The 16,546-nt window shown below is 61.5% G+C and carries 14 protein-coding genes; 5 read left to right on the forward strand and 9 right to left on the reverse strand.

Annotated elements, in window-relative coordinates; all coding sequences use genetic code 11:
• Positions 1–73: 73 nt before the first annotated feature.
• The 5 genes from lpxC to HF955_RS08770 all read right to left on the reverse strand — a co-directional run bounded on the left by lpxC (position 74) and on the right by HF955_RS08770 (position 5,768).
• The gene (gene lpxC / locus HF955_RS08750) at positions 74–1,048 is read right to left on the reverse strand and encodes a UDP-3-O-acyl-N-acetylglucosamine deacetylase (protein ID WP_291079160.1); all 975 of its coding nucleotides are present in this window, start codon (positions 1,046–1,048) and stop codon (positions 74–76) included.
• Positions 1,049–1,165: 117 nt separating this feature from the next.
• Positions 1,166–2,620, reverse strand: a complete 1,455-nt coding sequence (ftsZ, locus tag HF955_RS08755) for a cell division protein FtsZ (RefSeq protein WP_291079161.1) — start codon at positions 2,618–2,620, stop codon at positions 1,166–1,168.
• Positions 2,621–2,710: 90 nt separating this feature from the next.
• Positions 2,711–4,006, reverse strand: coding sequence for a cell division protein FtsA (gene ftsA / locus HF955_RS08760; protein WP_291079162.1), 1,296 nt, complete (start codon positions 4,004–4,006; stop codon positions 2,711–2,713).
• The gene (locus HF955_RS08765; RefSeq protein ID WP_027836910.1) at positions 4,006–4,872 is read right to left on the reverse strand and encodes a cell division protein FtsQ/DivIB; all 867 of its coding nucleotides are present in this window, start codon (positions 4,870–4,872) and stop codon (positions 4,006–4,008) included. Before HF955_RS08765 ends, ftsA begins: the two co-directional genes overlap by 1 nt.
• Complete coding sequence (locus HF955_RS08770) at positions 4,860–5,768, reverse strand: D-alanine--D-alanine ligase (RefSeq protein WP_291079163.1); 909 nt, start codon at positions 5,766–5,768, stop codon at positions 4,860–4,862. The genes HF955_RS08765 and HF955_RS08770 overlap by 13 nt, the downstream gene beginning before the upstream one ends.
• A gap of 278 nt (positions 5,769–6,046) precedes the next feature.
• Here HF955_RS08770 and HF955_RS08775 point away from each other — a divergent pair, with 278 nt between their 5' ends.
• Entirely contained in the window at positions 6,047–8,047 is a 2,001-nt protein-coding gene (locus tag HF955_RS08775; RefSeq protein WP_291079164.1) for a TonB-dependent siderophore receptor, read from the forward strand.
• Between the two features lie 3 nt (positions 8,048–8,050).
• On the opposite strand, the gene murB is transcribed toward HF955_RS08775, so the two are convergent.
• The 4 genes from murB to secA form a co-directional block, all read right to left on the reverse strand.
• The gene (gene murB / locus HF955_RS08780) at positions 8,051–9,013 is read right to left on the reverse strand and encodes a UDP-N-acetylmuramate dehydrogenase (protein WP_291079165.1); all 963 of its coding nucleotides are present in this window, start codon (positions 9,011–9,013) and stop codon (positions 8,051–8,053) included.
• Positions 9,014–9,047: 34 nt separating this feature from the next.
• Entirely contained in the window at positions 9,048–10,439 is a 1,392-nt protein-coding gene (gene creD, locus HF955_RS08785; protein WP_291079166.1) for a cell envelope integrity protein CreD, read from the reverse strand.
• A gap of 115 nt (positions 10,440–10,554) precedes the next feature.
• Positions 10,555–10,779, reverse strand: coding sequence for a hypothetical protein (locus HF955_RS08790; protein WP_291079167.1), 225 nt, complete (start codon positions 10,777–10,779; stop codon positions 10,555–10,557).
• A 59-nt stretch (positions 10,780–10,838) separates the two neighbouring features.
• Positions 10,839–13,571 (reverse strand): preprotein translocase subunit SecA, encoded by a 2,733-nt coding sequence (secA, locus tag HF955_RS08795; protein WP_367279785.1) that lies wholly within the window; start codon positions 13,569–13,571, stop codon positions 10,839–10,841.
• A gap of 186 nt (positions 13,572–13,757) precedes the next feature.
• Here secA and HF955_RS08800 point away from each other — a divergent pair, with 186 nt between their 5' ends.
• From HF955_RS08800 to HF955_RS08815, 4 genes are read left to right on the forward strand one after another with little or no spacing between them, the layout of a single operon-like run.
• On the forward strand, positions 13,758–14,708 hold the full coding sequence (locus HF955_RS08800) for a peptidylprolyl isomerase (RefSeq protein WP_291079169.1): 951 nt from the start codon (positions 13,758–13,760) through the stop codon (positions 14,706–14,708).
• Entirely contained in the window at positions 14,705–15,955 is a 1,251-nt protein-coding gene (argJ, locus tag HF955_RS08805; protein WP_291079170.1) for a bifunctional glutamate N-acetyltransferase/amino-acid acetyltransferase ArgJ, read from the forward strand. The genes HF955_RS08800 and argJ overlap by 4 nt, the downstream gene beginning before the upstream one ends.
• On the forward strand, positions 15,952–16,374 hold the full coding sequence (locus tag HF955_RS08810; protein ID WP_291079171.1) for a (deoxy)nucleoside triphosphate pyrophosphohydrolase: 423 nt from the start codon (positions 15,952–15,954) through the stop codon (positions 16,372–16,374). The genes argJ and HF955_RS08810 overlap by 4 nt, the downstream gene beginning before the upstream one ends.
• Positions 16,371–16,544 carry a Flp family type IVb pilin gene (locus HF955_RS08815; protein WP_291079172.1) on the forward strand — a complete coding sequence of 58 codons (174 nt, stop codon included), beginning with the start codon at positions 16,371–16,373 and terminating at the stop codon, positions 16,542–16,544. The genes HF955_RS08810 and HF955_RS08815 overlap by 4 nt, the downstream gene beginning before the upstream one ends.
• The last annotated feature ends 2 nt before the right edge of the window (positions 16,545–16,546 follow it).

Genomic DNA, 16,546 nt, shown 5'->3' on the forward strand with positions numbered 1-16,546 from the left:
ATCAGGCTAACTGCTTAGCGCGAACCTGCAGGGTTTTCCAAGCAGGTTTCTCAGGCCATGTCCGCTAGAGTTGTCAAACGGCCGCAGACCGGCGTGCCGCCACCACGGCGGACGCTTCGACATCCGTCTCCCAGCACCAGGCCGATGGCGTCTCCAGCAGCTTGCGCACCAGAAGATTGTTGATCGAATGACCCGGTTGAACCGCGTCGTACCGACCGGCAATCGGCGCGCCTGCCAGCATCAGGTCGCCCACCGCGTCGAGCATCTTGTGACGCACGAATTCATCCTCGGACCGCAGGCCTTCGGGATTCATGATTTCACCATTGTCGACCACGACGGCATTTTCGAGCGACCCGCCACGCGCCAGGCCCATCGACCGCAGCATGTCTACGTCGCGGGCAAATCCGTAGGTGCGCGCGAACGCCAGATCGCGGGCAAACATGCCCGGTGCTAGTTGCAGCGTCATTTCCTGAACGCCAATCACGGAGTCATCATATTCGATCCGCGCATTCAGCGTCAGGAATGTGTCCGGGGCGGGGGAGAGGCTGGCGCGTTTGGGGCCGTCCTCGATCTCGATCCGCTCCAGGATGCGGATGCGGCGCCGGGGCGCTGATTGCTGTTTCAGGCCGGCCTGCAGAAGCAATTCGCAATACACGGCCGAAGATCCGTCCATGATCGGAACTTCCGGACCATCAATCTCCACCAGCAGATTGTCGATGCCGACGCCTGCCAGCGCGGCCATCAGGTGTTCCACAACCGCGACGGACACGCCGGCGTCATTGGTCAGCGTCGTGCCCAGCTGTGTGTCGGTAACATGTTCGGCGTCGGCCGGAATGGACGTGTCGGACCCGGCCAGGTCCGTGCGGCGAAACACGACGCCCGTGCCAGCCGGGGCCGGCTTCAGGACAAGCCGGGCCTTCTCTCCACTGTGCACGCCAACACCCGCGCAGACGGCGGGACGAGCAATCGTCTGCTGAAATTCTACACTACCGGACAACACACCAACCTCCAGTTTCAACAGGGATTTTGGGGGGTCGGGGCGCGACATTCAAAACACGGCTTGTTTCCACGTGTTACAAAATGGGCCGGAAACAGTGTTCCGGCCCTGAATTAATTGAATTTTTTCTGTAACAAGGCCTCTTTGTGCACCTGCACAATGTTGCCATCAGTGATTGGCTGACCGGCGCAGGAAGGCTGGAATCTCCAGATCGGCATCATCAAAGGGAGCCGGCTCGGGATGATCATCGGGAGAAGACACGATATTGGAGCCGGATTCCGGGGCGGGATGATCGTCATTCTCGCCCTGGGTGTTGCGGCGCCAGCCGAACAGGTTGGAGAAGCCGGATGAGCCGTGGCGGCCTTCATCTTCGGCGGGTACATCCGTTTTCTTGCTGAAGATCGCATCGGCCTGCACCTGGTCTTCCCCTTCGCTGCCTTCGAAATGTTCGGCAGGCAGGGATTGTCCCGGGAAATCGCTGCGTGGATCGGTTTCCTCCGACCGGAGGGCAGGGGAGTGATGCAGGATCACTTTCGGACGGTCCTCATCCACGGTTTCGGGCGCGACGGCGTCCTCTTCGGCCTCGGCCTCCGTTTCGACCACAGCTTCGTCCTCGATCGGCTCTGCAATCGGCTGGCGAACGGTCTCGGCAACCGGCGGGGCCGGTTTCACGGCGGCCATGATGGCGTCGACACCGGCCGCAACGACCGAAACGCGGATCTTGCCTTCCAGTTCGGTGTCGAACGCGGATCCGAGAATGATGTTCGCATCCGGGTCGACTTCGCGGCGCACCTCATTGGCAGCCTCGTCGAGTTCGAACAGCGTCATGTCATAGCCGCCGGTGATGTTGATCAGGACGCCCTTGGCGCCCTTCATCGAGATATCGTCCAGCAGCGGATTGTCGATGGCCAGGCGGGCCGCCTCCAGGGCGCGGTTCTCGCCTTCCGCCTCGCCCATGCCCATCATGGCGGCACCCATGCCGCGCATGATCGAGCTGACATCGGCGAAGTCGAGATTGATCAGGCCGGGCATGACCATCAGATCGGTGATGCCGCGCACGCCGGAATAGAGCACATCATCGGCCATGCGGAAGGCTTCCGCGAATGTGGTGCGGTCATTGGCAATGCGGAACAGGTTCTGGTTCGGCACGACGATCATCGTGTCGACATAGTTCTGGATGCTGGCCAGACCTTCCTCGGCAAACGCCATCCGCCGCGTGCCTTCAAAGCTGAACGGCTTGGTTACAACGGCCACGGTCAGCACACCCATTTCCTGGGCTGCGCGGGCGATCACCGGCGCGGCGCCTGTGCCCGTACCGCCGCCCATCCCGGCGGCAATGAACACCATATGGGCCCCGTCGAGACGGGCGCGAATGTCTTCGAGGGATTCTTCTGCCGCCTTTGCGCCCACATCGGGCCGCGCGCCGGCGCCGAGGCCGGACGTGGTTTCAGGGCCCAGCTGGATGCGGTTTTCCGTTTTCGAGCGGGACAGCGCCTGGGCGTCCGTGTTGGCGACGATGAACTCGACCCCCTGCAGGTTCGCCTCGATCATGTTGTCGACAGCATTGCCTCCGGCGCCGCCAACTCCAAAGACCAGGATCCTGGGCTTGAGCTCATGTGTCATTCGTCGTCCTCACCTTACCGCCTGTGCCATGCCGAGGCGCCAAAATGACGCGTTGCAGCTAAGAAGCGGTTAAGTGATTCGCGATTGGCGTCAGAAATTCTCTTTCAGCCAATGGAACGCCTTGTTCACTGCTCCGCTTCGGGCTTCGGCTCCGTATTCCTTCGACGCAATGCCAGCCCGCACGGCGTCCGCGAACCCCAACTCCGGATACAGTAGCAGACCTGATGCTGTGGAAAAAGCTGGTGTTCCCAGTGTTTCGCCGAGGAAATCAGCATTTGTCGGACGGCCCAGCCGAACCGGTGCCCCCAGGATGCGCGTGGCGACGTCCCTCACGCCCGGCAACTGGCTGGCGCCGCCTGTCAGGACAACCCGGCGCGGCAGTACGCTGCGTACACCACTGGCCTGCAGGGCCTGCTGAACGAACTCGAATGTCTCTTCGATGCGCGGCGCAATGATCTCTGCCAACTTGCCCCGCTCCATACGGGTTGCCTGCAGACGGCCATCATCGCCCAGCCGCGGCGCCTCAATCCGTTCAGCGAGGCCGGGCCCGTCGAGATTGGCCGTTCCATACACGCTTTTCAGCCGTTCTGCCGCAGCGAATGTGGTGCCGATGCCCTGAGCAATGTCAGACGTGACATGTGCGCCGCCAGCCGGCACCAGACCCAGCCAGGCCGGAGAGCCGTTGAGATAGACGGAAACAGCCGTCACGCCGGCGCCCATGTCGATACAGATCGCGCCGTTTTCGATTTCGTCATCGATCAGCGTGCCGGCACCGCTTGCGATGGAAGAGGGGATCAGTGCGCCGACGCTGAGATGGGCCCGTCCAACACATTCGACCAGGTTCCGAACCATGGCTTTTGGCGCGGTGACGACGGACAGCAACAGGCCGAGCGTATCGGCATACATGCCGGCAGGCTCGCGCACGCCTTCCTGGGCATCGACGCGATAAGCCACGGGCCAGGCCGCCAGAATGTCAGCGCCCTTGGTGGAGATCTTCGCCATGGCCTGGGCCTGGACGCGCCGGACATCCCGCGCGGTGATTTCGCGGGCGCCGATGTCGATTTCCGTCGTGACGAGCTGGCAATTGAGTTTCGCGCCGGTGATGCCCAGCGTGATCGTGTCGATCTGCTCGCCAGCTTCCCGTTCGGCATCTTCCACGGCAAGCCGGATCGAGCGTTCCAGCCCTTCCATGTCGGTAATTGTGCCACCGGAAAACCCGCGGGACTGCTGGCGTCCGGCGCCGAGGATCTGGAAGCTGCGCGGGCCTGTGCCATCATTCCGGCCGATCAGGCAGGTGATCTTCGAGCACCCGATGTCCAGCACGGCCACGGGATGGGATCCCCGGGACGTTCCAAGTGGTTTGCGGCGGGCCTGTACGTTTGCCATCAGCTGCGGGCGGCCTCTTCGCGTGCATCAAAATCAGGTGTGGTCAGCGGTGCCAGGTAAACCCGGCCCGGATTGCGCAGGTCGATCGTGTCCAGCGGGCGCTGCATCAGGGCTGTGCGCACCTGCAGGGTCGACAGGCTGTCGAGCGCAGTCACCAGGCCATGGTCTTCCGGCATGCGCACCGTTGCCCCGGATACGAGTCGCATGTCCCAGCGGCGGTCATTGATGCGGGTGGCGATTGCGACACGCGGGGCAACGTCAGGCTCGGCCTTCAGCGCCTCGACCAGAGCCGGCGCCGCCTTCGCCGCGCCACGCCCGGCCAGGCGAACCAGTTCCCGGTGATCTTCGGGATGCGCATCCGGCATGACCCGTCCCAGTCCGTCCACAACGGTCCAGTCCTGGCCGTCATGCCAGAGGGCCACCGGTTCGGCCGCATCGGCGATGATCACGACCTGGTCCGGCCACAGGCGATGAACGCGGACATTCAGCACCTTGTGTGTGCCTTCGACGCGGCGACGGATGACATGCGGGTCTGCCCGAAACATGTTTTCGCCCGGTTCAATCATCGCCGCGGCGCGAATGTCACGGGCGAGGGCGGGGTCCTGTTCCAGGCCGATCACGGACACGTCATTGACCGAAATGCCCACCGTACGGGCCGTATTGTCCATGAAGCTGGCGAACCGGTTTTCCATCTGGGACATCGACCCGCCCATCCAGGCGGCCGTGGCGACCACGATGGCGACCAGCATCACGAAGCCGAAAACGACTGAGGAAACGCGCACTTCCTCGCCCGTCACCTCATCCACGATGACGGCGGGCTTGCGCTGTTTCTTGGGGACAGTCTGATTGCGGCTTACCTTTGGCATGAAGCATCCTCGATCATCCAGGCGACCAGGTCTTCGAAGGACATGCCCACGAAGGCGGCCTGTTCGGGGACAAGCGAGGTGGGCGTCATGCCAGGCTGGGTATTGGTTTCCAGGATCACGAGCCGGTCTCTCTTGTCGTCATAGCGAAAGTCGGATCGCGTCGCGCCCCGGCATCCGAGCGCCTGGTGTGCTTTCAGCGCAAATTCCATTGCCGCTTCCGTCACATGGGCAGGCAGGTCTGCCGGGATCACATGCTGCGATCCACCAGCTTCATATTTTGCATCAAAATCGTAATAGTCTCTTAAGGTCGTGATCTCGGTGACAGCCAGCGCCCGGTCGCCCAGCACGGCCACGGTGAGTTCCCGGCCGGGGATGAATTCCTCGGCCATCAGATGGTCGCCATAGCGCCAGTTCGGCCCGGTCAGTTCCTTTGCCGGTCCATTGGCACCTTCACGCACGATCAGCACACCGAAGCTGGACCCCTCGGCCACCGGCTTGATCACATAAGGTGGTTTCAGCGGATGGGCGGCGGCCGCTTCGGCCCGCGTCACCTTCCGGTCTTCGGCCACGGGCAAGCCGGCCTGCCGGAACACGGCTTTCGATTTCAGCTTGTCCATGGCCAGGGCCGACGACAGGACGCCGGAATGGGAATAGGGCAGCCCCATCACTTCCATCACGCCCTGCACGCAGCCATCCTCGCCCCACGGGCCGTGCAGGCCGTTCAGCACCACATCCGGTTCCGCCTCGGCCAGTTGCGTCGCCAGGTTTCGCCCGGCATCGATCTCGACCACGTCATAGCCGCCGGCGCGGGCCGCTTCAGCCATCTTGCGGCCCGAGGTGAGGGAGACTTCGCGTTCGGACGACCAGCCTCCATAGATTACGGCAACGCGCTTCATCGGATGTTCCTGTTCAGCATGAGTGGACTTATCCTTCGCGTCTGCCCGGTTAAAACGGCCTTAGCGTGGCAGACATCCCGCGTTTTGCCGACGACATGACAAAATTATTAGGTTTGGTCGGTTGCCTTATTTTGACTACAATCGTAGTCAACGTTTCGAGGCGTAGGGAAAAATTAGGCGTTTGTGTCGCAAACATTACACAACTGCGGGGGAGGATACGCAGCGTGAACCCTTTGACTCGACTAATTGCCAGCTCTTGTCTCTGCCTGACGGCCACAATGCCTGTCCATGCCGACATGGCACCGGAAACCACCGCCGGGGCACGGATCTTCACGCTGGACGATTTCCGCCAATATGCCCCGCGCACGGCGCTGGAAATGGTCTCCCGCATTCCGGGCTTCGCGATCCGGGGCGATGATGATGGTGCGCGCGGATTCGGGCAGGCCGAAGGAAATGTGCTGATCAATGGCCAGCGCGTGTCAGGCAAATCCAATGGCGCGACCGACTCCCTCGACCGGATCGCGGCTTCCAGCGTGATCCGGATCGAGCTGGTTGATGGAGCAGCATTCGAGATCCCCGGCCTGACGGGCCATGTCGTCAATGTCGTGACAAACGGGGAAGGGGGCATTTCCGGCACCTGGCGCTGGCGGGCCCGTTTCCGCGATAATCTCCCGCCCTTCTACAATGGTCTGAATTTGACCCTGTCCGGCGGGCGTGGAGACATCTCCTGGTCTTTCGAGGCTGAAAGCGATCCCGAGCGCGGGGCCTCCAACGGTCCGGAATTCGTGACCGATGGTGCAGGCAATCCGATCCAGCGGCGCGAAGAAGATTTCACCTACGCCGCCGAGATTGTGTCCCTTTCGGGCTCGATTGGCTGGACTCCGCCATCCGGCGTCATCGGGAACCTCAATGCCAAGGCGCAGGCGTTCCAGCCGGATTTCAAGGAAACGGCGAAGCTGTTCCCGGTTTCCGGGCCGGAAGGTCGCCGCCTGTTCCAGGGCGCCGAGGACGAAGTCTTCGTGGAGGTCGGCGGGGATTACGAATTCGGTCTCGGGCCGGGGCGGCTCAAGACCATAGGTCTGGTCCGGCGCGAGGACAGCCCGATTGTCGACCGGGTCATACGCGGCAACCTTGACGGCACGGGCCAGGCGGAAGACCGATTCACGCGTGACATCGAGGAAGGGGAATACATTCTCCGGTCCGAATACGCATTGGGCATGTCCGATGGCAGCGACTGGCAGATCGCTCTCGAAGGGGCCTTCAACTATCTGGACCAGCAATCCACCCTGACCCTGTCGCGCGATGGCGGGCCGCTGGAACCCCAGGACCTGCCGAATGCCAATTCACGCGTGGAGGAACAGCGCGGTGAAATATCGCTGACCCATGGCCGGCGCCTTGCGCCGAATCTGACTGGTCAGGTCTCCGTCGGTGCGGAAATGTCGGAACTGTCACAGTCCGGCGATGCCTCGAATGTGCGCACTTTCACCCGGCCGAAGGGATTTGCGAGCCTGTCCTGGCAGGCTGACCCGACCCTCAAATTGGTGACGCGGCTGGAGCGGGATGTGGGCCAGCTCGATTTCTATGATTTTGTCTCATCCGTGAACCTCAATTCCGGAAATGGTCAGAACGGCAATCCGGAAATCGTTCCGGAACAGAGCTGGAAACTCAGCATGCAGGCCGAGAAGAGTTTTCAGGCCTGGGGCGCAGCGACCATGGAAGTCTTCTATTCCGACATCGAGGACATTGTGGACCGCATTCCGATCGGTACAGGAGACGGACCGGGCAATCTCGATTCAGCCTGGCAGGTCGGGGCAGAATGGGACGCGACGCTGAAAATGGACAAGGCCGGTCTTGCTGGCGCCGAACTGTCCTATGAAGGGAATTACTACGAGTCGGAAGTGACAGATCCCCTGACCGGCGAAATCCGCCCGATCAATGACAGTTCGAAATACTGGATGATGGTGGAACTGCGCCACGATATTCCTGCTACGGACTGGGCTTGGGGTGTCGGGTTCGAACGCTGGGAACGAAATCCTTATTATCGCTTGTCCGAAACCGGTCAGGAAGCCGCATCGCCGGGGTTTGGCTTCGCATATGTCGAACACAAGAATATGTGGGGAATGACGGGCCAGGCCACGTTTGGAAACTTCGCGAACCAGAACGATGAATTTCGACGGCAATTCTACGACACGAACCGCACGGGCAACATCATCCGTGTAGAGCGTCGCGCTCGGGATTTCGGCCCAATTCTCACCGTCCAGCTGGAAGGCACGTTCTAGGTATCAGGATACGGCCACCGGCAGGGGCGGTTTGATCCGTCCGATCCGGCGAACTTCCCAGCGCAGCTCGACACCCTGTGTGGCCCGCACCTGTGCCCTGACAAGTTCGCCAAGGGCCTCAAGGTCCGCCGCCGTGGCGTCACCTGTATTGATCAGGAAGTTGCAGTGTTTCGGTGAGACCTGCGCACCGCCCACTTTCAGGCCGCGGCACCCGGCCGCATCGATCAGCTTCCAGGCCGAACGCTGATCCGGCGTGCCCGGAGGATCCGGATTGGCGAACGTCGACCCGGACGTCTTCTCCTTGATCGGCTGAGTCTCTGCCCGCCGGGCCTGAAGGGCCTCGATCTCGGCAAGAATGTCCTCGGGAACGCCGGTGCCGGTGCCCTGCAGCGTCAGTCTGGTCACGATCAGATCATCCGGCAGGTCCGTGTGGCGATAGGCGAAATGCGCCTCCGGCAGATTGCCGGGCTGCCCCGGGCCGCGATAGGCGACATGGGTGCCATCCCGCAGATAGCCCTCGAGTCCCACCAGCACATCGCGCAATTCCCGTCCGTAGCAACCGGCATTGGTGCGCGTCGCGCCGCCGAGCGAGCCGGGAATACCCGACAGGAATTCCAGTCCCGTGATGCCGGCCCGGGCGGCCGATTTGGCCACGGACAGGTCCAGTGCGCCGGGCCGCGCTGTGAGGGTCAGGCCGTCATCCGCCTCAACGCTGCCCCAGTATTTCCCCATCAGGCGCACGACGACGCCAGCGATGCCGCCATCCCGCACGATGACGTTGGACCCCACGCCGAGCACTGTCACGGGGATTGCCGGATCGAGCGTCTTCAGGAAGCCGGCAAGATCGGCCTCATCCTCAGGCAGGAAAAGCCAGTCTGCCGGGCCGCCCACACGAAACCAGGTATAGGGCGCGAGATTGGCATCCTTGATCAGCTTGCCGCGAACAGGGGGAAGTGTCGTCATCATGAGGCCAAGGCGTTCGGGCACTTCCCCCTCCATGTCAAGTTGCTGGCGCGGACGTCCGCTCTCCATACCAGTCAATGTTGCGGGTCATGTACATGGTCAGCGCAATCGCGGTGAAGCTTGCCAACGCGCCGGCCAGCAAGGCGTGGCTCTCGGCCCGCATCAGCACATAGATCAGCGTGTAGATGCCGGACAGGATCGCCAGTGCACGCAGGCCATACAGCCGGGATCTGAACACGCTCGCCGCATAGGCCGCTGTCAGCATGACCGTCATGGAGGCGGCGATCATGAAGGCCGCATCAAATCCGACCCGTTCCGACAGGGCGAGCAGCAGGATGTAGAAAATCGTCTGCGCCAGTCCGACCAGCACATATTGTGCAGGGTGGGCACGCGCCGCGCTGGTCACTTCGAACAGGAAATAGGCGAGGAAGACAAAGCCGACAAACATGACGGCGTATTTCAATGCGCGTTCGACGCTTTGGTAGGGGTTGCCTTCCTTCATGAAACGCACGGCCATGTCGCGGCGGTTCCATTCGGTCAGTTCGCCAAGATCCATGTTTGTCCCTGATCCGGCAATGCCGCGAGCGAGATATGGTACACGCCAATGGGCTTCGAAGCCCTCGGTCTGGCCCGCGCCGGCCGTATGGCTTTCCGGCAGAACACCGCCCTGGAAACTGGGCGAGTCCCAATTGCTGATCAGGTCCACACGCGTGTCCTTCGCAAATGGCGCGATCGACAGGCGTTCTGCCCCCGAGAGACGTATATTCGCTGTCAGTACGATCGGGTCGATTGCGGTTTCAAGGTCGGGGATATGGCCGCCCGCAAGCGTAACGCCCGACGCAGGCACGGGATTGTAATCGCCTTTGTTGCGCGAGAGGTAGGGGGTCGGTTCGATGGACACATCTTTTCCATTTGCCTTGACAGTAATGGCATCGCGAATGCCGCGAGTGTCCGAGACCCCGAGATAGATTCGCGCGTCCGACCAGACGGGCGTGGCATCTTCAGGCAGAGCCGCGCGCAGCACGTCCGGATCGAATACGGCGTCCATCTTGATCGAGGCATCGAAAACGGGGATGGTGTGGATGCCTCTGGTTCGCATGTCCACGTTCACATTCGCCGAAGCTGTGCCCATTTCAGCATAGGCTACGGCATAGCCATAGATCGTTTCCTCATGCCTTGAACCGAATGTTCGTGAGTAGGGTACGGATACTACCGGTCCGAGAACGGATTGTTGCCCGCCAACCATCTCGCTGACATCTGCCAGGGCTCGGTCTGCGCCCATGCGGCGGTCCTGCACAACAGAATGAATGAAGAGGGCTGGAATGGCCATCAAGAGGGCCAGTGCGCAGACAAGCAGCAGTTTCAGGCCGACGGACCGTTGCGGCACCAGGCTCGCAAAGGGTGATTTCGGTGAAGGTATCTCAGTCATGTTTGGTGTCCCCAAAAAAGGATTGGAGACATGACTTATGACCAACCATGTGCGGCGGGGACTGGGCGCGGCCGGGACCAGTCCAAGGTTACATTGCGGTCATGATGTGACGTGGTTACCGGTTCGGGGAGCCGTCCTGATCCAGCTCGTCAGATATTTCGTCGGCCGCATCGGATACCTCATCTGCAAATTCAGAGGTCTCTTCCGGCAAGCGTTCAAGCGTCGCATCCATGCGTGCGCCTGCGCCTTCAAACGAGCCTTCCTGCAGGTAGAACCAGCCGAGCGCCAAAACGAAGGCGACGCACAGAAAGGCGAGAATGGCGGTTAAGGTCCGGCCCATGATGAAACTCCTTGTGGGTGTTCATCAGGCAAACGCGGACCGGGCCGGCTTGTTCCGGATCAGACCTTCTGGCCGATCAGCGCGCCATGGCAGTGTTTGAACTTCTTGCCGGATCCGCACGGGCAGGGGGCGTTGCGCGGCGTGTTGGCCCAGCTTTCCTCTGCCTGTTGCAGGGCCGGTCCGGGCGGCGGCGTATCGTCGTCCGACATCTCGTTTTCGCCCGTATCCGGATCAAGATGCGTCTCGCGCATCTGCGGGGCAGGGGCCGGTTGCGGCGCCGGGCGCTGTTGCTGATCGGCCGGGGGCTGTACGCGGATATGCATCAGCGAGCGGGTCACGGTGGCACGCAGCTCGTTCAGCAGATTGTAGAACAGGTTGAAGGCTTCTTCCTTGAACTCGTTCAGCGGGTCGCGCTGGCCGTAGGAGCGAAGGTGAATGACCGAGCGCAGCTGGTCGATCATCTGTAGGTGTTCGCGCCAGCGCATGTCCAGGACCTGAAGCAGGATCTGCTTCTCGATGCGTTGCATCTGCTCAAGGCCGACCTGTTCGCTGATTGCCTCATACACCTTGTTCACGCCGGTCATGATCCGCTCGGCGATCTCTTGGTTGGCAACGCCTTCCTCCGCGGCCCATTCCTTCACCGGCATGTCGATGGCAAAATCCTGACGCAGCGCTTCGGCGAGGCCTTCAATGTCCCACTGCTCCGCATACGCCTTTTCCGGCATGGTGCGGGAGACAAGGTTGTTGACGACATCTTCGCGCATGTCGAGGATGGTGTCGGAGACATTCTCGGCGCGCATGAACTCCATGCGCTGCTCGAAGATTGCCTTGCGCTGGTCATTGATCACATCGTCATATTTCAGGACGTTCTTGCGGATCTCGAAATTGCGCTGCTCGATCTTTTTCTGGGACGTCTCCATCGCCTTGTTCATCCAGGGATGGGTAATGCCCTCATCTTCCTTGATGCCCAGCCGCCGCATCACATTGTCCATGCGCTCGGCAGCGAAGATGCGCATCAGGTCATCTTCGATGGAGATGTAGAATTTGGACTTGCCCGGATCCCCCTGACGACCCGTCCGGCCGCGCAGCTGGTTGTCGATGCGGCGGCTTTCATGGCGTTCAGTGCCGAGCACATAGAGGCCGCCAGCATCCAGGGCGCGCTTTTTCTTGACCTCGATGTCGGCCTTGATCTGGCTGGTCAGCAGGGCCAGTTCGCTCTCGGTCAGCTGCCGTCCCAGCTTGGCTTCCTGTTCGGCCTTTTCCTGTTCCAGCCGCATTTCGAAATTGCCGCCCAGCTGGATGTCGGTGCCGCGGCCAGCCATATTGGTGGCCACGGTGATCGCACCCGGCACACCGGCATTGGCGACAATCTGGGCTTCCTGCTCGTGGTGGCGGGCATTCAGCACCTTGTGCGGAATGTTCGCGGCCATCAGCAGGTTGGAGAGAATTTCCGACTTCTCGATGGACGCCGTGCCGAGCAGGACCGGCTGGCCCTTGGCGTGGCATTCGCGGACATCCTTGACGATCTCGGCATATTTCGCCTTGGCCGTGCGGTAGACGACGTCGTCTTCGTCAATGCGCTGGATCGGCTTGTTGGTCGGCAGGTCCACGACGCCAAGACTGTAGATGTCAGCGAATTCGTCGGCTTCGGTCAGCGCCGTACCGGTCATGCCGGCCAGCTTGTTGTAGAGGCGGAAATAGTTCTGGAAGGTGATCGACGCCAGCGTCTGGTTCTCTGGCTTGATATCGACCCGTTCCTTCGCCTCGATGGCCTGGTGCAGGCCTTCGGACAGGCGGCGGCCTTCCATCATCCGGCCGGTGAACTCGTCGATCAGCATCACCTGATCATCCTTGACGATATAGTCCTTGTCGCGGGTGTAGAGCTTGTGGGCCCGCAGCGCCTGGTTGGCATGATGGACGATGGAGATGTTGGCCGGTTCCCACATCGAGCCTTCCAGCGTGCCCGATTCAGTCAGCCATTGCTCGATCTTCTCGGTACCGGTTTCGGTATAGGTGACGGAGCGCTGTTTCTCGTCGAGTTCGTAGTCTTCCTCCACCAGGCGCGGCATCAGGGCATCGAGCGCCATGTAGAGTTCAGACCGGTCATCCGTAGGGCCGGAAATGATCAGTGGCGTGCGCGCCTCATCGATCAGGATGGAGTCGACTTCGTCGACGATGGCGAAATGGTGACCGCGCTGGGCCATCTGGTCCAGCGAGTATTTCATGTTGTCGCGCAGATAGTCGAAGCCGAATTCGTTGTTCGTGCCATAGGTGATGTCGGACGCGTAGGCCTTGCGGCGTTCCTCGTCGGAGATGCCATGCACGATGATGCCGGTCGTCATGCCCAGGAAGCTGTAGACCTGGCTCATCCATTCGGCATCGCGCTTGGCCAGATAGTCGTTCACGGTCACGACGTGCACGCCCTTGCCTTCCAGCGCATTCAGATAGACGGGCAGGGTAGCCACCAGCGTCTTGCCTTCACCGGTGCGCATCTCGGCAATATTGCCCGAATGCAGCACCATGCCGCCCATCAACTGGACGTCGAAATGCCGCATGCCGAGTGAGCGGCGCGCGCCTTCGCGCACCACGGCAAACGCTTCTTCCAGCAGGCTGTCGAGGGTCGCGCCATCTGCCAGGCGCTTGCGAAACTCTTCCGTCTTGCCTCTCAGCGCCTCATCCGAGAGCGCCTCCATCATCGGCTCCAGGGCGTTGATCCGATTGACGCGCGCGCGAAGCGGCTTCAGCTTGCGATCATTGACGGAACCGAAAATCTTGCGGGCAACGGAAAGCATATCAGGCAGCACCAATTGATCTGGGGCGACAAAACTCTAATCCTGACAGCGGAACCGGCAGAATTCTTGTGGGTTCTCCCACCGCGCACGCGCTGGCTGAAACCCCTCGACCAGCGTGCGGGTCAGACTTAAGAACGCCGCATTGGGGTGTCAATGCAGCGCCCTCAGCCTAGAGGAGACTTTACCGTGCTGCTTCTGAAGCCCTTTTCGCGAAATATCCTGATCTCGATGTCCGTGGCGCTCGCGCTGCTCGCTACCGCATGTGGCCGCCCGGTTGAGGAAGAACCGGTCATCCAGGTGGAGGCGGCCACGGCAGTCTCGGTCAATGGAGACCCGATCCATGTCAGCGAGGTCGAACTCGAGGCAGTGGCCCGCGGGCTCATTTCCCCGGGACAGGAATTCGGTCCGGGCGACGAGAATTACGATCTCGTGCTCGATCAGCTCATCGACCAGAAACTGATGGCGCAGGAGGCGCTTGCGCGGGGCCTCGACAAGGGGCCGACCGCCGAACGTCGTCTCGAGGTCGCGCGGGAGCGCATTCTCGGCAATCTCCTGGTGGAGAGCCTCGTGGCGTCGGAAGTGAACGAGGACAGCATCGAGGCCATGTACAAGGAACAGGTCGCCCTGCAGCAGGAAGATGACGAGGTTTCGATTGCACACATCCTTGTGGAGACCGAGGCGGAAGCCCGCGCGCTTTATCAGCAGATCGAGGAAGGGGCGACATTCGAAAGTCTTGTCGTCGCGAATTCTCTCGATTCCACAACGCGCATGGAAAATGGGGACCTCGGCTATGTCTCGCCGAACAATATGGCAGATCCCTTCCCGGTCGTGATCGCCAACACGAAAGTGGGCGAAGTGTCCGAACCTTTCCTGTCGGCCGATGGCTGGCACATTCTGAAAGTAAAGGACCGCCGGACCAGCCCGCCCAAGACGCGCGACGAGATGCGTCCGGAGATCGTCACCTTCCTGACGCTCAACCAGGTCAGCAAGATTCTTCGGCGCCTGCGGACCGAGGCCAAGATCGAAAAGGGCGAGAAATCGACCCATATCGTGCCCGATTCTGCACTTTCGCTTGAAAGTGAAGGCGATCTCATCAAAGAGCAGCCCGCATCCGAACCACAAGGACGTGAGCTTTGAATCTGACACCTTCGCCCTTCGCCCCGGCCCGCTTTCCGGATCTGCCAGTCGTCAACGGCGTTCGCGCCGCCACCGGGTCGCGAGGATTCTACGCCCGGCGCGGCATGGAACGCGACGACATGTTCCTGTTCGTTCTTGATGAGGGCACGGCCTGTGCCGGCGTCTATACGGTGTCCAACACGGCATCGGCGGACGTGCTCTGGTGCCGCGAGGCGCTCGAACAGGGGGCAGGGGCGGCTCGCGCGCTGGTCGTCAATGCGGGCAATTCCAATGCCTTCACCGGTCCAAAGGGTGTTCTCAAGAACGAGGCGACGCTCAAGGCCATGACCGAAACGCTGGGCGTCCCGAAAGAGACATGTTTCCTCGCCGCCACGGGGGTCATTGGCGAGCCCCTTTCCGATCCCAACTATGTCGGCATGATGGTTCCCGAACTGGCTGGCAAACTGGCCCCGCCGGATTGGGAAGCGGCGGCGCGCGCCTTCATGACAACCGATACGTTCCCGAAAGGCGCCGGCAGCACGCTGGACCTGGACGGCACGCCGGTACACTTCGCGGGCATCGCGAAAGGGTCCGGCATGATTGCGCCGAACATGGCGACCATGCTCTCCTACGTCTTCACGGATGCCGCGATCGAGCCGGGCCTGTTACAGGCCCTGCTGGCCGACATCACCAACCAGACCTTCAACAGCATCACCGTGGATGGCGATACATCGACGTCCGACACGTTGATGGTGTTCGCGACAGGGGCCAGCGGCATGGCACCGATCCGGACGCCGGAAGATCCTCGGTTCGAGGCATTAGCGGACGCACTGCACGCGGTCTGCCAGGATCTGTCGCACCTCATCGTCAAGGATGGGGAAGGGGCCAGCAAGTTTGTCACCATCACCGTGAAGGGGGCCGTATCCAGCCAGTCCGCCAAGGTGATCGCCAGCGAGATCGCCAATTCCCCCCTCATCAAGACGGCGATGGCGGCAGGCGACGCCAATTGGGGACGCGTGGTCATGGCGGTCGGAAAGTCGCTGGAGCCGATCCGCATGGACCAGCTGTCGATCTGGTTTGATGATGTCCTGGTGGCGGAAAACGGCTCCCGGGCCGAAAACTACTCCGAAGCGGCCGCCAGCGCCGTGTTTGCCCAGCCGGAATTCACCATCTGCGTCGATGCCGGCGTGGGCGACCAGTCGCACACAGTGTGGACCTGCGACCTTACCCATGCCTATGTCGACATCAACGGGGCCTATCGCACATGACGCGCCGCATGGTGCTTGTGGTGGCCGCGGCGCTCTATGATTCAGATGGGCGCATCCTTCTCGCGCAACGGCCCGAAGGCAAGGCAATGGCCGGCCTGTGGGAGTTTCCGGGGGGCAAGGTAGAGGCTGGCGAGACCCCGGAGCAGGCGCTGGTGCGGGAATTGCGCGAGGAGCTTTCCATCATGGTGGACGAGGCCTCTTTGGAACCTGTCACATTTGCAAGCCATGGTTATCAGGATTTTCACCTTTTAATGCCACTTTATGCAACGAAAAGTTGGGATGGAGACGTGGTGCCACGGGAGGGTCAGACCTTCGCATGGGTCAAATCTTCGGACCTGCACAACTACCCGGCGCCGGCGGCAGACATTCCCCTGTTTGACGTTCTTGCAGGCCGGGCATCGAACGCGGAGTGTTCATGACTGCATCCCGGACCATCTTTCGCCGCTTCACGAGCGATCAGGCAGGCGCATCGGCTGTCGAATACGGTCTGCTTGTCGGGCTGATCGCCGTTGCCATCATGGGCGGCCTTGTCGCCATGGGATCATCGGTGAACAACACGCTCACGACGGTCAGAACGGAAATCAACTGACA

The organism is Hyphomonas sp. (assembly GCF_017792385.1).
In the GTDB taxonomy this organism is placed as follows: domain Bacteria; phylum Pseudomonadota; class Alphaproteobacteria; order Caulobacterales; family Hyphomonadaceae; genus Hyphomonas.